The organism is Mycobacterium europaeum, from assembly GCF_034555895.2.
Taxonomy (GTDB): Bacteria; Actinomycetota; Actinomycetes; order Mycobacteriales; family Mycobacteriaceae; genus Mycobacterium; species Mycobacterium europaeum.
On sequence record NZ_CP157315.1, the window covers coordinates 3,722,709 to 3,737,060 of the forward strand.

Sequence of the window (14,352 nt, forward strand, 5' to 3'; positions counted from 1 at the left end):
ACTGGTAACACAGGGCGAGGTTTTCCGGCGGGGGCGAGCATGGCGCAGGTGAGGGCACTGGATACGGCACTCCTGAAAGCTCAGGATCCCGACCAGCACGCCGGCCTGGCCATCGGCGCGGTGGCCATCGTCGATGGCGGCGCACCCGATTACCGCCGCCTCGAACACCTTCTGGCCGAACGCATTCCGTCGATGCCGCGCTGCACGCAGGTACTGCGGCCGCACCCGACGCGCCACGAATGGGTCGACTGCCCGGGTTTCGACCTCGCCCGGCACGTGCGCCGGGTGGCGGTCCCCCGGCCCGGTGACGAAGCCGAGCTGGCCGGGGCCATCGCCCGCGCCCTCGAGCAACCGCTGCGCCCGGACCGGCCGCCGTGGGAATGCTGGGTGCTCGAGGGCCTGAAGGGCAACCGCTGGGCGATCCTGATGAAGACCCATCACCGCCTGCTGGACGGCAACTCGCCCGCCTACCTGCTCACCCGGCTGTGCGACGACGCCGACAGTACCGCATTCACCAACGTCTTTGCCGCCGAACGGGTTCCGTCGGACGCGGGGCCACGACCGGGCTGGCCCGACGCGCTGTGGCGGGCGTCCTGGGCCGCGACCGGCGCCCTCCTCGGTGCGGTCTGGCCCGGGCTGCGGACGCACGACCGGACCGCCGTCCCGCGGCGCTACGCCACGGTGCGCGTCCCGATCGCCGACGTCGACCGCGCCTGCCGCAGGTTCGGCGCCAGCGTCAACGACGTCGCCCTGGCCGCCACCACCGAGGGGTTCCGGACGGTGCTGCTCGGCCGCGGCGAGGAGCCGCGGGCGGACTCGCTGCGCGCCCTGGTGCCGACGCCGGTCCGGTCACCGTACCTGCCCGTCGAACACGACGACCCGGTGCGGCGGCTGCGCGCCGTGCAGGCCCGCTGGGTCGCCGGCGAAGCCGGCCCGCGATCCGGCGGCATCGTCGACTCGGCGCTCGATTCCCTGCCAAAGATGGTGCGGGACGGCGTGATCCAATTGCTGTCGCTACTGCCGCGGCGCCCCGTCGTGTCGTTGGCCACCAACGCCCCCGGGCCGCGGCACCCACTGCGGCTCATGGGGCAGACGATGGAGCGCGTGCTGCCCATCCCGCCGACCGCCGTTGCGCTGAGCACCGGGGTCGCGGTGCTCAGCTACGGCGACGAGCTCGTGTTCGGCATCACGGCCGAGCCCCGCGCCGCGTTCGGTGCCAAGGAATTGGCCGCCGGCATCGAGCTGGGCATGGCACGCCTCATCGCGCTCAGCCAGGACTCGGTCCTGCTGTTCGGCGATCGTCGCCGCAAGCGGTCGCCCCGCGCCGCCGCCCGTCGCGCACCGGGGCCGCGCCCGCCTTTCCCGGGCCAAGCGCGGCACTGACCCACTCCCGGCCGGACCGGGCCTCGTGAGAGGGTTGGGTCATGTCACAGTCGGGCCCGGTCGTCATCGACCCGCGTCGCCACGACGCGGTGCTGTTCGACGCGCCCGGGCCCGCGCTGGACGGGCGGCTGCGTGAGATCGACATGGCCACCGCGGTTTTCTCCTCACCCGAGGGCCCGGCGAGGGCGGCCGCCGACCTGGGCGTGCGACCCGGACGGTGCGTGGTCGTCACCGCCGACGAAGCGGTCGTCGAGGCGGCGCGCGCCGGCGGATTCGCGTTGGTGATCGGCGTCGGCCACGGCGACGCGCTGCGAGACGCCGGCGCGGATGCGGTTGTCGCCGACCTTCACGACGTCACCGTGCGCACCGGGGACCTGCGGATGTCGCAGCTGCCCGACGCGCTGACGGTCCTCGACGAGCTCGCCGAACGCCGGCCGGCGGTCTTCTTCGACTTCGACGGCACGCTGTCCGACATCGTCAACGACCCCGACGCCGCCATCCCGGTCCCCGGTGCCACCGAGGCGCTGCGGCAGCTGGCGGCCCGGTGCCCGGTGGCGGTGCTGTCCGGCCGCGACCTGGCCGACGTCACCAAACGCGTTGGAGTGCCAGGTATTTGGTATGCCGGCAGCCACGGTTTCGAGCTGACCGCGCCCGACGGCGCGCACCACCAGAACGACGAGGCGGCGACGGCCGTGCCGGTGCTCGAGCGCGCGGCCGGCGAACTGCGGGAACGGCTGGGCTCCATCCCCGGTGTGGTGGTGGAGCACAAGCGGTTCGGGGTCGCCGTGCACTACCGCAACGCCGCGCGCGACCGCGTCGGCGACGTGGCGGCCGCGGTGCGCGCGGCGGGCCGGCGCGACGGCCTTCGGGTGACCACCGGCCGCGAGGTCATCGAGCTGCGCCCGGACTTGGACTGGGACAAGGGAAAAACGCTGCGCTGGGTGCTCGATCACCTGACCGAGGCCGAGACCGGCGCCTTGACGCCGGTCTACCTCGGCGACGACATCACCGACGAGGACGCGTTCGACGCGGTGCGCGACGGTGGGGTCGCTATCCTGGTGCGGCACTACGACGACGGCGACCGTGCCACCGCGGCGCGGTTCGCGCTGGACAGCCCCGCGAAAGCCGGCGAGTTCACCGCCCGCCTGGCAAACCGGCTGTCCGGCTAGGTCTGGGCGTATTCCACCGCGCCGTCGTCGAGCACCACCCGGACGCCGCTGCCCTCCGCTCCCGACGCCTCAGTGCGGAACACCGCCTTGCCCGGCTCGGTGCGCCAGATCAGCGTGGTCAGCGTCTCGCCGGGGAACACCGGCGACGTGAAACGCGCGTCGATCGCCGTGACGTTGGCCGCGACGCCCTCGCCGAGCTCGGCGACCAGCGCGCGGCCCGCCACCCCGTAGCTGCACAGCCCGTGCAGGATCGGCTTGGGGAATCCGGCCAGCTCCCTGGCGAACCAGGGGTCGCTGTGCAGCGGGTTGCGGTCACCGGAGAGCCGGTAGATCAGGGCCTGATCCTCGCGGGTCGGCAGGGCGATGCGGGCGTCCGGCTCGCGGTCCGGGAACTCCGGGGCGATCGGGCGCTGGCCCGGCGACCCGCCGAACCCGCCCGCCTGGCGGATGACCAGCGTGGTCAGCGTCTCGGCGATCAGCTCGCCCGACTTCGGATCGGTGCCCCGGCCGCGCAGCACGATGATGGCGTTCTTGCCCTCGCCCTTGTCCTGAATATCGGCGACCTCCGAGACCACGGACAGCTTCCCGGCGGGCGGCAGCGGCGCGTGCAGCCGGATGCCCTGCGAACCGTGCAGCAGCAGTGCGTGGTTGAACGACCCGATCTTGCCCGCCGCCGCAAAGGCCGGGGAGCAGATCACCGCGTAGGTGGGCAGCACCTGCTGGTCGATGCCGTGGCTGTTCTCGGTGGTGAAGGACAGGTCGTCGAGGCCGGCGCCGACACCGAGCGCATAGAGCATGGTGTCCCGGTCGGTCCATTCGAACAGCATGGGTTCGGTCACCGCGCCGACGGCACTCGGGTCAATCGCCATCTGAGTCTCCTTCTGACGTATTTTCTCCACCTAACCATCGCAAACCCTTCCCCCCGACACCGTCGGCAGGGCAGGCTATCTCCCATGCCGAAGCGCAGCTTGGTCCGGAACGTCTCGAAGGCGGTCGCGGCGCTCACCGCGGCCGTAATCGTCGGCGCCTGTGGCGGATCGCCCCAGGCACGCAGCATCACGGTGACGTTCATCCGGCACGCCGAGTCCGAAGCCAACACCAGCGGGATCATCGACACGTCGGTGCCCGGGCCCGGCCTGAGCCCCGAGGGCAAGGGGCAGGCCCAGCAGGTCGCCCACCAGGCGGGCCACAAGGACTACGACGGCGTCTACGCCTCCACCATGGCCAGGGCCCAGCAGACCGCCGCGCCGTTGGCCGCCGAGCTGGGCAGGCAGGTCGAGGTGCTGCAAGGCATTCAGGAGATCTATGCCGGCTGGTTCGAGGGCAAGCCGGTTGCCCAGGAGGGTGCGACGTACCTGCTGGCGCCGGCGGACTGGCTCCGGGGCGACATGCACGACAGCATCCCCGGGTCGGTCGACGGCAAGGAGTTCAACGACAGCTTCACCGCGGCCATCCAGAAGGTCTACAACAGCGGCCAGCACAACCCGGTGCTGTTCTCGCACAAGTTCGCCATCGAGTACTGGACGCTGATGAACACCAAGAACGCCAAGAACACGCTGCTGACCACCCACCCGCTGCCCAACATCGGGCGCGTGGTGATCACGGGTAACCCGATGACCGGCTGGACCCTGGTGGACTGGGACGGCATCCGCGACTTCCACAGCTAGTTGATGGTGGCGACCCGCCGCGCCCGGCTGACGCCGCGCTTGCGATCGCCACGGGGTTGACGCGGCCCCAGCCAGCCGCCACGATGGCTGCATGCGGTATGTCGTTACCGGCGGTACCGGGTTTATTGGTCGCCGCGTCGTGGATCGTCTGCTGGAAACCCGGGCCGATGCGCAGGTGTGGGTGCTGGTCCGCCGGCAGTCGCTGGGCCGCTTCGAACGCCTCGCGGCCGACTGGGGCGAGCGGGCGAAACCGCTGGTCGCGGCCCTGCCGGAGCTGGACCTGAGCGACCAGACCCTCGCCGAGCTGGGGCGGGTCGACCACGTCGTGCACTGTGCCGCCGTCTACGACATCACCGCCGGCGAGGCCGAGCAGAGGGCCGTCAACGTCGAGGGCACCCGTGCCGTGATCGAGCTGGCGCGGCGGCTGGACGCGACGCTGCATCACGTGTCCTCGATCGCGGTGGCGGGCGACTTTCCGGGCGAGTACACCGAGGACGACTTCGACGTCGGCCAGCAGCTGCCGACCGCGTACCACCGGACCAAGTTCGAGGCCGAGCTGCTGGTGCGGTCGGCGCCCGGCCTGCGCTACCGGATCTACCGCCCGGCGGTGGTGGTGGGCGACTCGCGGACCGGCGAGATGGACAAGATCGACGGGCCGTACTACTTCTTCGGCGTCTTGTCGGCGCTGGCCGTCCTGCCGAAGCTGACGCCCATCCTGCTGCCCGACACCGGCCGCACCAACATCGTGCCGGTCGACTACGTCGCCGACGCGCTGGTCGCCCTGATGCACGCCGAGGGGCGCGACGGTCAGGCGTTCCACCTCACCGCGCCGAAAACCGTTGGGCTGCGCGGCATTTACCGCGGCGTCGCCAAGGCCGCCGGCCTGCCGCCGCTGCGCGGCTCGCTGCCGGGCTCGTTCGCCGCCCCGGTGCTGAAGGTGCGCGGGCGCGCCAAGGTGCTGCGCGACATGGCGGCCACCCAGCTCGGTCTCCCCGCCGAGATCTTCGACCTGGTCGACCTCAAGCCGACGTTCGTCAGCGACAAGACCCGAGAAGCGTTGTGCGGTAACGACATTGACGTACCCGATTTCGCCTCCTACGCGCCCGCGCTGTGGCGGTACTGGGCCGAGCACCTCGACCCCGACCGCGCCCGCCGTAGCGATCCGCTGCGCGGCCGGCACGTGATCATCACCGGCGCCTCCAGCGGGATCGGCCGGGCGGCGGCGATCGCGGTCGCGGAGCGCGGCGCGACGGTCTTCGCCCTGGCCCGCAACGCCGACGCGCTGGACCAGCTGGTCGCCGAGATCCGCGCGGGCGGCGGCGACGCGCACGCCTTCACTTGCGACGTCACCGATTCCACCTCGGTCGAGCACACCATCAAGGACATCCTGGGCCGCTTCGACCACGTCGACTACCTGGTGAACAACGCCGGGCGGTCGATCCGCCGGTCGGTGGTCAACTCGACCGATCGGTTGCACGACTACGAGCGGGTGATGGCGGTCAACTACTTCGGCGCGGTGCGGATGGTGCTGGCGCTGCTGCCGCACTGGCGCGAGCGCCGCTTCGGCCACGTGGTCAACGTCTCCAGCGCCGGTGTGCAGGCCCGCAACCCGAAGTACAGCTCGTACCTGCCGACCAAGGCGGCGCTGGACGCGTTCGCCGACGTGGTGGGGTCCGAGACGCTGTCCGACCACATCACGTTCACCAACATCCATATGCCGCTGGTTCGCACGCCGATGATCGCGCCGTCGCACCGGCTCAACCCGGTGCCCGCGATCAGCCCGGAGCATGCGGCCGCGATGGTGGTCCGCGGCCTCGTCGACAAGCCCGCACGGATCGACACCCCGCTGGGCACGCTCGCCGAAGCCGGCAACTACTTCGCGCCGCGCACGTCGCGACGCATCCTGCACCAGCTCTACCTGGGCTATCCCGACTCGGCCGCCGCGCGCGGCCTGACTACCGAGCTGCCCGCGCCCACCACCCCCGCGCCGCGCAAGCCGCGGCGACCGGTCCGCGCGGTGACCGCGGGCATCCGAACACCGCGGGGAGTCAAGCGGCTGGTGCGGTTGGTGCCCGGGGTGCATTGGTAGGCCAAAACGTTTCGGGCGCACCCGATTGCGGTATTCCGGCGCGATGACCCGGATTCTTTCCGAGAAGCGGGCGGACGCCGACCCGGTGGCCGCGGCGGCGCGGCTGGTCGCCACGACGGGCGCCGCGGTGGTGTCCTCGTTCGACGTGACGCGAAGCCTGGGCGCCGGCCGCGAGGAGTGGCCCCGGTTCGCCCGGCACTGGCAGCACCTGGGCCCCGACCCGTACGCGGCGGAACTCGGCGTGCAGCGGCAGCGCCGGTACGGCCAGTACTCGTTTCGCGATCGCGAGCTGCGCCCGATGCCCAGGGCCACCTTCGCGCAGCCGCAGAACTCCAATCCCCTCTACATCGGCAGGGGCCGCGACTTCGAGCCGCTGACCGACGCGTTTGCCCGGGATCGGTTGCTGCACAAGCTGATCGGGCTGTTGGCCCGGGTGGCGGGGGCCCTCGACGACGTGGCGGACTGGAACGTCAAGGTGCATCCGTTCCGGACCCGGTCGACGGATAAGGGCGGCCACCCCACGCCCGAGGGCATGCACCGCGACGGCGTCACCCTGGTGAGCTCGCTGCTGGTCGGCCGGCGCAACGCGATCGGCGGCCAGAGCACGGTGTGCGACCTCGACGGCCGGCAGCTGCTGGCGACCACGCTGGCCGTGCCCGGCACGCTGATGCTCGGCGACGATCGGCGCACCCTGCACGGGGTCTCCCCGATCCGCCCGATCGACGGCTCGGGACCCGCGCAGCGCGACGTCCTGGTCATCACCTTCGCCTCGGCCTGGCCGTAGTACCGCCGGCGTGGTGCGCCGGTGGTTACTTCTGCAGCGTGAACTGATTGACGTCGATGTATCCGACCCGAAATGCGTCGGCGCAACCGGTGAGGTATTTCATGTACCGCTCGTAGACTTCCTCGGACTGCACCGCGATGGCCTCGTCCTTGTGGGCTTGCAGCGCGGCGGCCCAGAGGTCGAGGGTCTTCGCGTAGTGCGGCTGCAGCGACTGCACGCGGCTCACGGTGAAGCCGTTGGCGGTCGCGCGCTCCTGGACCATCTGGATCGACGGTAGCCGCCCACCCGGGAAGATCTCGGTGACAATGAATTTGATGAATCGGGCGAACGTGAACGAGATGGGCATGCCGCGTTCCGCCATCTCCGTCGGGTGCAGCCCGGTGATGGTGTGCAGCAGCATGACCCCGTCGTCGGGCAGCAGGTCATGCGCCAGGGTGAAGAACGCGTCGTAGCGCTCGTGCCCGAAGTGCTCGAAGGCACCGATGCTGACGATCCGGTCGACGGGCTCGTCGAACTGCTCCCAGCCCTGCAGCAGGACACGGGCCGAACGCGGGCTCTCGGACTGGGCGACCAGTCGCTCGACGTGCTCGGCCTGGTTGCGGCTCAGGGTGAGGCCGATGACGTTCACGTCGTACTTTTCCAGCGCGCGCATCATGGTGGCGCCCCACCCGCAGCCGACGTCGAGCAACGTCATGCCCGGCTGCAGCCCAAGTTTGCCCAGAGCGAGATCGATCTTGGCGATCTGCGCTTCTTCCAGCGTCATGTCGTCGCGCTCGAAGTAGGCGCAGCTGTAGGTCTGCGTCGGGTCGAGGAATAGCCGGAAGAAATCGTCCGACAAGTCGTAGTGCGCCTGCACATCGTCGAAGCGCGGCGTTAGATCAGTCCCCTCGGGGGGCTCCGACGTCGTTGGCATCGTTTCAGCCTAATCGCCGAAATGAGTATGTTGGACACAATGAACGCTCCCGTCTTCGTTGACGTCGACACCGGCGTCGATGATGCGCTGGCGCTGATGTACCTGTTCGCCAGCCCGGACGCGGATGTGGTCGGCATCGCCTCCACCGGGGGAAACGTTGCGGTGCACCAGGTTTGCGAGAACAACCTGGGCCTGCTGCAGCTGTGCGGCGTCACCGGCGTCCCGGTCTCCAAGGGCTCCGACGAGACCCTGACCGGTCCGATGCGCCTGCCGTCAAAGGTGCACGGCCCCAGGGGTTTGGGCTATGCCGACCTGCCGCCCACCGATGGGCGGCTGACGAGTCACGACTCGGCGACCGCCTGGGTGCGCGCCGCGCACGCGTTTCCCGGCGAGCTCGTCGGCGTGGCGACCGGGCCGCTGACCAATCTGGCGCTGGCGCTGCGCGCCGAGCCGGCGCTGCCGACGCTGCTGCGCCGGCTGGTCGTCATGGGCGGTTCCTACGATCACCGGGGCAACACCACCGCGGTGGCGGAATGGAACATCAGCGTGGACCCCGAGGCCGCGGCCGAGGTGCTGGCCGCCTGGGACCCCGAAGTCGTTGGGCAAGAGCGCCTTCCGATCCTCTGCGGCCTGGACCTGACCCGCAAGGTGGCGATGACGCCCAGCCACCTGGCCAGGCTGGCGGCCGTCGCCGGATCGAGCGCGACGCCGATGAGCGCGGCCGACGAGCCGGGCACCCGCTCGACGGCGTCCAACCCGTTGGTTCGGGTGATCGAGGACGCGATGCGGTTCTACCTGGAGGCCTACCACGACATCGGCCACGGATATCAGGCGCACCTGCACGATCCGCTGGCCGCCGCCGTGGCGCTGGACCCGGGTCTCGTCGCGACCCGTCCCGCGGCGGTGGACATCGAGCTGACGGGCACCCTGACCCGCGCCATGACGGTGACCGACTGGTCCGGCCGGCGCGAACCCAACGCGCTGATCGGCGTCGACGTGGACGCGGCGGCCTTCTTCGACCGGTTCATCGACCGGGTTGGGTCCTTCGCGCGCGGGCTATCCAGGTCGCATGAAGATTCGGTTCATTGAGGTCCTGCGCGCGGGCTGGGGCGCCGTGCTGCTGGCCGCCCCGTCCCAGGTGCTCGATCACATCCACGGGGTAGAGGTCGACCGCAAGGCGCTCGTCGTCACCCGGATCCTGGGCGCCCGCCATCTCGGGCAGGCGGTGCTCTCGGGCGTCAACCCCGGGCCGGAGGTGCTGGCGGCGGGCGTCTGGGTCGACGCGGTGCACTCCGCCACCGCGCTGGGCCTGGCCGCCGTCGACCGGCGCCGGGCGCGCGGCGGGGTGACCGATGCCGCCGTCGCGGCGTCGTGGGCGGGTCTGGGCTGGCGCCACCTGCGCACCGGCCAGGCCAGGACCGACGGCGTCCGCGGGCGCGACCGGTTGGCCGCCACGGTCGTGGGCGCGCTGCCCGGCGGGGCCGGGCTGATGGCTCAGGCGCAGGCGGTGCGCGCCCGGCGACCCTAGGCGGCGATTCGTTTGGCCCTCGGGGCGCCGGGTACTGCCCCGGTCATGGCCTTCGCCGATTACCAAAACGAGTTGTACGACCAATCGCTGCACGGCAATCAGCCGCAGTATCCGATCAGATTCGAGGAGCTGGAGGCAAAAGCGTCGGCGGCCATGACGCCGAAAGTGCTGCAGTACGTCGCGGGCGGCGCCGGCGACGAGCACATCCAGCGCGCGAACTGCGAGGCCTTCAAGCGGTGGGGTTGCGGTCGGAGACCGACCTGCCGCTGATGGTCAAGGGCATCTGCCACCCCGACGACGTTCGGCGTGCGAAAGACATTGGGGTGGATGGTATTTACTGCTCCAACCATGGCGGCCGGCAGGCCAACGGCGGCCTGCCCGCCCTCGATTGCCTGCCCGGTGTGCTGGAGGCGGCCGAGGGCTTGCCGGTGCTGTTCGACTCGGGTGTGCGCGGCGGCGCCGACATCGTCAAGGCCCTGGCGATGGGGGCGACCGCGGTGGGCATCGGCCGCCCCTACGCCTACGGCCTGGCCCTCGGCGGGGTCGACGGCATCGTGCACGTGCTGCGCTCGCTGCTGGCCGAGGCGGACCTGATCATGGCCGTCGACGGGTATCCCCGCATCAAGGACCTGACGCCGGACGCGTTGCGGCCCGTCGGATGAGCCGCTACTCGTAGCTGCCCTCGAGGTACCAGCGCCGCTGGCGGTAGCACAGCAGGAACGCCCGCTCGCCTTCCAGCAGGACCTGCGCGCGGGCGGTGCGACCACCCCCTTGACCGCCCTCAGGCCGGTCGTCCCACCACCGTTCGTCGACCGGCCACGGCCCGGCCCACCAGTCCAGTCGCTCGTCCCGACCGCGCACGGTCAGCCGCACCGGGTCGGCGGAGAACAGCCCCCGGTTGGTCACCCGCACCGGATTCCCTTGGGCATCAAGGATTTCCACCGGATCGTCGAGCAACACCGCCGGTGACGGCTCGGGCAGCCGGCCGGGCCACGGCAGGCCCGGGTCGGCCCGCGGGAGGACTTCGTCGCCCAGCGGGGTCAACGTGATGCGTTCGGCCGGCCCGCGCCCGCCGGACAGCACCGGCACCCGTACCGCCTCCGGGCCGAGCAGGCCCTGCACCCGCACCAGGGCCCGGCGGGCCCGCAACCGGTCCTCTTCACCCAAACCGCCCCACAGCGGCAACTGCAGCGCCTCGGCCGACACCACCTCGACCGCCCGCAGCCGCAACAGCGTCACCGCCGCCGTAGGCCGCGGGTTGCGCGCGGTCCGGCTGCTCAACCAGCCGTCCAGTTGCCAGCGCACCCGGTCGGCGGTGGCGTCCTCGGTCAGCGGCTCGGCGCACCGCCACACCCGGTTCAGCTCTTCGCCGTTGGCGGTGACGGCGTGGATGGCCAGCCGGGTGCAGCCCACCCCGGCGGCCATCAGCGTCCGATGCAGCGCGCCGGCCAGCGAGCGCCCGGCGAAGGCCGCCGCGTCGACCCGGTCGATCGGCGGGTCGCAGTCCAGCACGGCCTCCAGCTCCTCGGGCGGTTCCCGCCCGGACGGTCCCCGCTCGGGTTCGCCGCGGGCCATCCGGTGCGCGGTCACCCCCTCGGCGCCGAACCGGGACGCCACGTCGGTGGCCGGCAGCGCGGCGAACTGGCCGATGGTGCGAATCCCCAACCGCCACAACAGGTCCGTCAGCTCTTCGCGTCCCGGACCGCACAAGCTGGGCTCGGTGGCGAGTTGGCGGATCGACAGCGCCGACAGAAACTTCGCGTCACCGCCCGGCGGGACCACCCGGCCCGCCCGCGCGGCGAAGACCGCGGTGGACAGCCGGTCGGCGATTCCGGCCTGGCACTCGGCGCCGGCTGCGGCCACCGCGTCGATCAGCCGCTCGGCGGCGTCGGCCTCGGAGCCGAAATAGCGGGCCGCCCCGCGCACCGGCAGCACCAGGAGCCCGGGCCGCAGCACCTCGGCGCGCGGCACCAGGTCGTCCACCGCCGCGATGACCGCTTCGAAGAAGCGGGCGTCGCGGTCCGCGTCGGCGGCGCCGACGTGCAGTTGCGGGCACCGGGCCGCCGCCTCCCGGCGCCGCAGGCCCCGCCGCACCCCGGCCGCACGGGCGGCCGCCGAGCAGGCGATCACCCGGTTGGCCAACGTGACCGCCACCGGGGCCGTCGCGGACAGACCGGCGGCGGCGGCCGCCGCGACCGCGGGCCAGTCCATGCACCAGATGGCCAACACCCGGGACGCCACCGGAGAATTCACCCGGCTCGCGCCCGGACGGTCACCCGTCGTCCCGCACACACCCCGCTGACCTGCAGCCGCACCCGGCTGATCCGGCCGAATCCGGGGCGGCTTCCCGGGGTGATCTCGTAGCCGCAGACCCGGGCCTGAAGCCGCGTGGGCGCCCCCTGCCAGTCGCCGTCGGTGACCAACACGGTGCATCCCTTGGTGCGGGCCCGCGCCACCACCGCCCGCGCCCGGGAGTGCGGCACCCGCCGCCCGCCCAGGCCGAGGACCACCAGATCCATGCCGTCGACGAGCACCGCGGCCACCTCCACCGGATCATTGCCGGGATCCGGTATCACGGCGACGCGGCTCAGGTCCGCACCCATCTCCGCGGCGGCCAGCAGCCCGATGTCCGGCTGGCCGACGATTGCCGCGTTGCCACCCGCCGCCGTCACCGCGGCCACCATGCCCAGCAGCAGCGACCGGGCGCCCGAGAGTACCGCCACCGTCCCCCTGGGCAACGGCGCGGGAAGCGACTCCGCCAGCCACCCCGGCAGCGCCAGCCGGGCTTCCGATTCCGGCAGCAGGTCGTCGTCGCGGGAGGCCGGGCAGGATGCGGGCCCCGGCGCCTTGCCGGTGATCACGGCCATCCGTCGGCGCAGCGATTCCAGCTGCTCAGCCCGGTTTTCCGGGCGGCGATCGGGCGCGAAAGCCGCAGTCATGTCAGCCTCCTCGCACCGCGCTCGCACGACTATTTTCGAAAGTATGTTCGATCTGATGGAGAGTAAACACCCGCCCTCCGACAACCGTCAAGAAACGAAAGGGGCGCTTTATGCGATCGGTACGGATGGGGCGAATGGGGCCGTTTTTGGGCCTTCTGAGGCGGCGCGAATCCGCGAGACATAAACCACTGCGACCCCCGTCGGGGCAATGTCAACCGGTTATGTGTCGCGACGACGGCCGGCGCGCACGACCCCCGTCAGCGGCGCGAAACCTACTCCCACTCGATGGTGCCGGGGGGTTTGCTGGTGATGTCCAGCACCACGCGGTTGACCTCGGCCACCTCGTTGGTGATCCGCGTCGAGATCCGCTCCAGCACCTCGTAGGGCACCCGGGTCCAGTCAGCGGTCATGGCGTCCTCGCTGGACACCGGCCGCAGCACGATCGGGTGCCCATAGGTGCGGTTGTCGCCCTGCACGCCGACCGAGCGGACGTCGGCCAGCAACACCACCGGGCACTGCCAGATCAGCTTGTCCAGGCCGGCGGCGGTGAGTTCCTCGCGCGCGATCGAGTCGGCGCGACGCAGGGTCTCCAACCGCGCCGCGGTGATCTCGCCGACGATCCGGATGCCCAGGCCGGGGCCCGGGAACGGCTGGCGCGCAACGATTTCCTCCGGAAGGCCCAGCTCCCGCCCGACCGCGCGCACCTCGTCCTTGAACAGCAGCCGCAGCGGCTCGACGAGCTTGAACTTCAGGTCGTCGGGCAGGCCGCCCACGTTGTGGTGGCTCTTGATGTTGGCGGTCCCGCTGCCCCCGCCGGATTCCACCACGTCGGGGTACAGCGTGCCCTGCACCAGGAACTCGACCTCAGACCCGGTGTCGCTCAGGATGTCTCGCACCGCGCCCTCGAACGCGCGGATGAACTGGCGGCCGATGATCTTGCGCTTGCCCTCGGGATTGGTCACCCCCGACAGCGCCCGCAGGAAGGTCTCCGCGGCGTCGACGGTGACCAGGTTGGCGCCGGTGGCGGCGACGAAGTCGCGCTGCACCTGGTCACGCTCGCCGGCGCGCAGCAGCCCGTGGTCGACGAAGACACAGGTCAGCTTGTCGCCGATGGCGCGCTGCACCAGCGCGGCGGCCACCGCCGAGTCCACGCCGCCGGACAGCCCGCAGATCGCGTGGCCGTCGCCGATCTGGTCGCGCACCTGCTCCACCAGGGCACTGGCGATGTTGGCCGGCGTCCACTCCGCGTCCAGGCCGGCGAAGTCGTGCAGGAAGCGGCTGAGCACCTGCTGCCCGTGCGGGGTGTGCATGACCTCGGGGTGATACTGCACCCCGGCCAGGCGGCGGCCCCGGTTCTCGAAGGCGGCCACCGCCGCACCCGCGGTGCTGGCGACCACGTCGAACCCGTCCGGCGCGGCCGTGACCGCGTCACCGTGGCTCATCCACACCGGCTGGACGCTGGGCAGCCCCGAATGCAGTTCGCCGCCAACCACTTTCAGCTCGGTGCGACCGTACTCGCTGGTTCCGGTGTGGGCGACGGTCCCGCCCAGTGCCTGCGCCATGGCCTGGAACCCGTAGCAGATGCCGAACACGGGCACCCCGAGGTCGAACACCGCAGGATCGAGCTGTGGGGCGCCCGGTTCGTACACGCTGGAGGGCCCCCCGGACAGCACCAGCGCCGCCGGCTCGCGGGCCTTGATCTCCTCGATCGAGGCGGTGTGCGGGATGACCTCGGAGAAGACCCGCGCCTCCCGGACGCGCCGGGCGATCAACTGCGCATATTGGGCGCCGAAGTCGACCACCAATACGGGCCGCGGCGAGGGTGTTTCCACGGCAGCCAGCTTAGTGGCCGCCGTTGTCCGCCCCCCAACGCTGGCGAC

General features: G+C 71.5%; 13 protein-coding genes and 1 pseudogene. 9 read left to right on the forward strand and 5 right to left on the reverse strand.

Annotated elements, in window-relative coordinates; genetic code table 11:
* Positions 1-39 precede the first annotated feature (39 nt).
* Together U8D42_RS16985 and otsB are read left to right on the forward strand one after the other, a co-directional pair.
* Entirely contained in the window at positions 40-1,383 is a 1,344-nt protein-coding gene (locus U8D42_RS16985; protein WP_322859586.1) for a wax ester/triacylglycerol synthase domain-containing protein, read from the forward strand.
* Between the two features lie 41 nt (positions 1,384-1,424).
* Complete coding sequence (otsB, locus tag U8D42_RS16990) at positions 1,425-2,552, forward strand: trehalose-phosphatase (protein ID WP_322859585.1); 1,128 nt, start codon at positions 1,425-1,427, stop codon at positions 2,550-2,552.
* Here otsB and U8D42_RS16995 read toward each other — a convergent pair.
* A complete protein-coding gene (locus U8D42_RS16995) occupies positions 2,549-3,421 on the reverse strand; it encodes a MaoC/PaaZ C-terminal domain-containing protein (protein WP_085242209.1) in 873 nt (290 codons plus the stop codon). The two genes, otsB and U8D42_RS16995, sit on opposite strands and share 4 nt — an antisense overlap.
* Positions 3,422-3,505: 84 nt before the next feature.
* Between U8D42_RS16995 and U8D42_RS17000 the strand changes: the two genes are divergently transcribed.
* The 3 genes from U8D42_RS17000 to U8D42_RS17010 all read left to right on the forward strand — a co-directional run bounded on the left by U8D42_RS17000 (position 3,506) and on the right by U8D42_RS17010 (position 7,092).
* A complete protein-coding gene (locus U8D42_RS17000) occupies positions 3,506-4,219 on the forward strand; it encodes a histidine phosphatase family protein (protein ID WP_322859584.1) in 714 nt (237 codons plus the stop codon).
* A gap of 91 nt (positions 4,220-4,310) precedes the next feature.
* The gene (locus tag U8D42_RS17005) at positions 4,311-6,308 is read left to right on the forward strand and encodes an SDR family oxidoreductase (RefSeq protein WP_322859583.1); all 1,998 of its coding nucleotides are present in this window, start codon (positions 4,311-4,313) and stop codon (positions 6,306-6,308) included.
* A gap of 43 nt (positions 6,309-6,351) precedes the next feature.
* Positions 6,352-7,092, forward strand: coding sequence for a 2OG-Fe dioxygenase family protein (locus U8D42_RS17010; RefSeq protein WP_322859582.1), 741 nt, complete (start codon positions 6,352-6,354; stop codon positions 7,090-7,092).
* Between the two features lie 25 nt (positions 7,093-7,117).
* On the opposite strand, the gene cmaA1 is transcribed toward U8D42_RS17010, so the two are convergent.
* Positions 7,118-8,005 carry a cyclopropane mycolic acid synthase CmaA1 gene (cmaA1, locus tag U8D42_RS17015; protein ID WP_322859581.1) on the reverse strand — a complete coding sequence of 296 codons (888 nt, stop codon included), beginning with the start codon at positions 8,003-8,005 and terminating at the stop codon, positions 7,118-7,120.
* Positions 8,006-8,044: 39 nt separating this feature from the next.
* On the opposite strand from cmaA1, the gene U8D42_RS17020 reads away from it, so the two are divergent.
* The 4 genes and pseudogenes from U8D42_RS17020 to U8D42_RS17030 all read left to right on the forward strand — a co-directional run.
* The gene (locus tag U8D42_RS17020) at positions 8,045-9,094 is read left to right on the forward strand and encodes a nucleoside hydrolase (protein WP_322859580.1); all 1,050 of its coding nucleotides are present in this window, start codon (positions 8,045-8,047) and stop codon (positions 9,092-9,094) included.
* On the forward strand, positions 9,075-9,533 hold the full coding sequence (locus U8D42_RS17025; protein ID WP_322859579.1) for a hypothetical protein: 459 nt from the start codon (positions 9,075-9,077) through the stop codon (positions 9,531-9,533). Before U8D42_RS17020 ends, U8D42_RS17025 begins: the two co-directional genes overlap by 20 nt.
* Before the next feature lie 45 nt (positions 9,534-9,578).
* Positions 9,579-9,803 carry a hypothetical protein gene (locus tag U8D42_RS29380; RefSeq protein ID WP_431523781.1) on the forward strand — a complete coding sequence of 75 codons (225 nt, stop codon included), beginning with the start codon at positions 9,579-9,581 and terminating at the stop codon, positions 9,801-9,803.
* Positions 9,776-10,195 (forward strand): annotated as a pseudogene (locus U8D42_RS17030) (alpha-hydroxy-acid oxidizing protein); the annotation flags it as partial. The gene U8D42_RS29380 and the pseudogene U8D42_RS17030, both read left to right, overlap by 28 nt.
* A gap of 4 nt (positions 10,196-10,199) precedes the next feature.
* Here the strand turns inward: U8D42_RS17030 and U8D42_RS17035 are convergent.
* The 3 genes from U8D42_RS17035 to guaA all read right to left on the reverse strand — a co-directional run bounded on the left by U8D42_RS17035 (position 10,200) and on the right by guaA (position 14,304).
* A complete protein-coding gene (locus tag U8D42_RS17035; protein WP_322860128.1) occupies positions 10,200-11,744 on the reverse strand; it encodes a DNA polymerase Y family protein in 1,545 nt (514 codons plus the stop codon).
* A gap of 38 nt (positions 11,745-11,782) precedes the next feature.
* Positions 11,783-12,472 carry a hypothetical protein gene (locus U8D42_RS17040; protein WP_322859578.1) on the reverse strand — a complete coding sequence of 230 codons (690 nt, stop codon included), beginning with the start codon at positions 12,470-12,472 and terminating at the stop codon, positions 11,783-11,785.
* 272 nt (positions 12,473-12,744) lie between these two features.
* Positions 12,745-14,304 carry a glutamine-hydrolyzing GMP synthase gene (gene guaA / locus U8D42_RS17045; protein ID WP_348636924.1) on the reverse strand — a complete coding sequence of 520 codons (1,560 nt, stop codon included), beginning with the start codon at positions 14,302-14,304 and terminating at the stop codon, positions 12,745-12,747.
* Positions 14,305-14,352 lie beyond the last annotated feature (48 nt).

Coding starts and splice junctions, on each gene's coding strand:
- U8D42_RS16995 (WP_085242209.1), bottom strand. CDS start 3,421: ATGGCGATTGACCCGAGTGCCGTCGGCGCGGTGACCGAACCCATGCTG.
- U8D42_RS17010 (WP_322859582.1), top strand. CDS start 6,352: ATGACCCGGATTCTTTCCGAGAAGCGGGCGGACGCCGACCCGGTGGCC.
- U8D42_RS17040 (WP_322859578.1), bottom strand. CDS start 12,472: ATGACTGCGGCTTTCGCGCCCGATCGCCGCCCGGAAAACCGGGCTGAG.
- cmaA1 (WP_322859581.1), bottom strand. CDS start 8,005: ATGCCAACGACGTCGGAGCCCCCCGAGGGGACTGATCTAACGCCGCGC.
- U8D42_RS16985 (WP_322859586.1), top strand. CDS start 40: ATGGCGCAGGTGAGGGCACTGGATACGGCACTCCTGAAAGCTCAGGAT.
- U8D42_RS17020 (WP_322859580.1), top strand. CDS start 8,045: ATGAACGCTCCCGTCTTCGTTGACGTCGACACCGGCGTCGATGATGCG.
- U8D42_RS29380 (WP_431523781.1), top strand. CDS start 9,579: ATGGCCTTCGCCGATTACCAAAACGAGTTGTACGACCAATCGCTGCAC.
- otsB (WP_322859585.1), top strand. CDS start 1,425: ATGTCACAGTCGGGCCCGGTCGTCATCGACCCGCGTCGCCACGACGCG.
- U8D42_RS17000 (WP_322859584.1), top strand. CDS start 3,506: ATGCCGAAGCGCAGCTTGGTCCGGAACGTCTCGAAGGCGGTCGCGGCG.
- U8D42_RS17005 (WP_322859583.1), top strand. CDS start 4,311: ATGCGGTATGTCGTTACCGGCGGTACCGGGTTTATTGGTCGCCGCGTC.
- U8D42_RS17035 (WP_322860128.1), bottom strand. CDS start 11,744: ATGGACTGGCCCGCGGTCGCGGCGGCCGCCGCCGCCGGTCTGTCCGCG.
- U8D42_RS17025 (WP_322859579.1), top strand. CDS start 9,075: ATGAAGATTCGGTTCATTGAGGTCCTGCGCGCGGGCTGGGGCGCCGTG.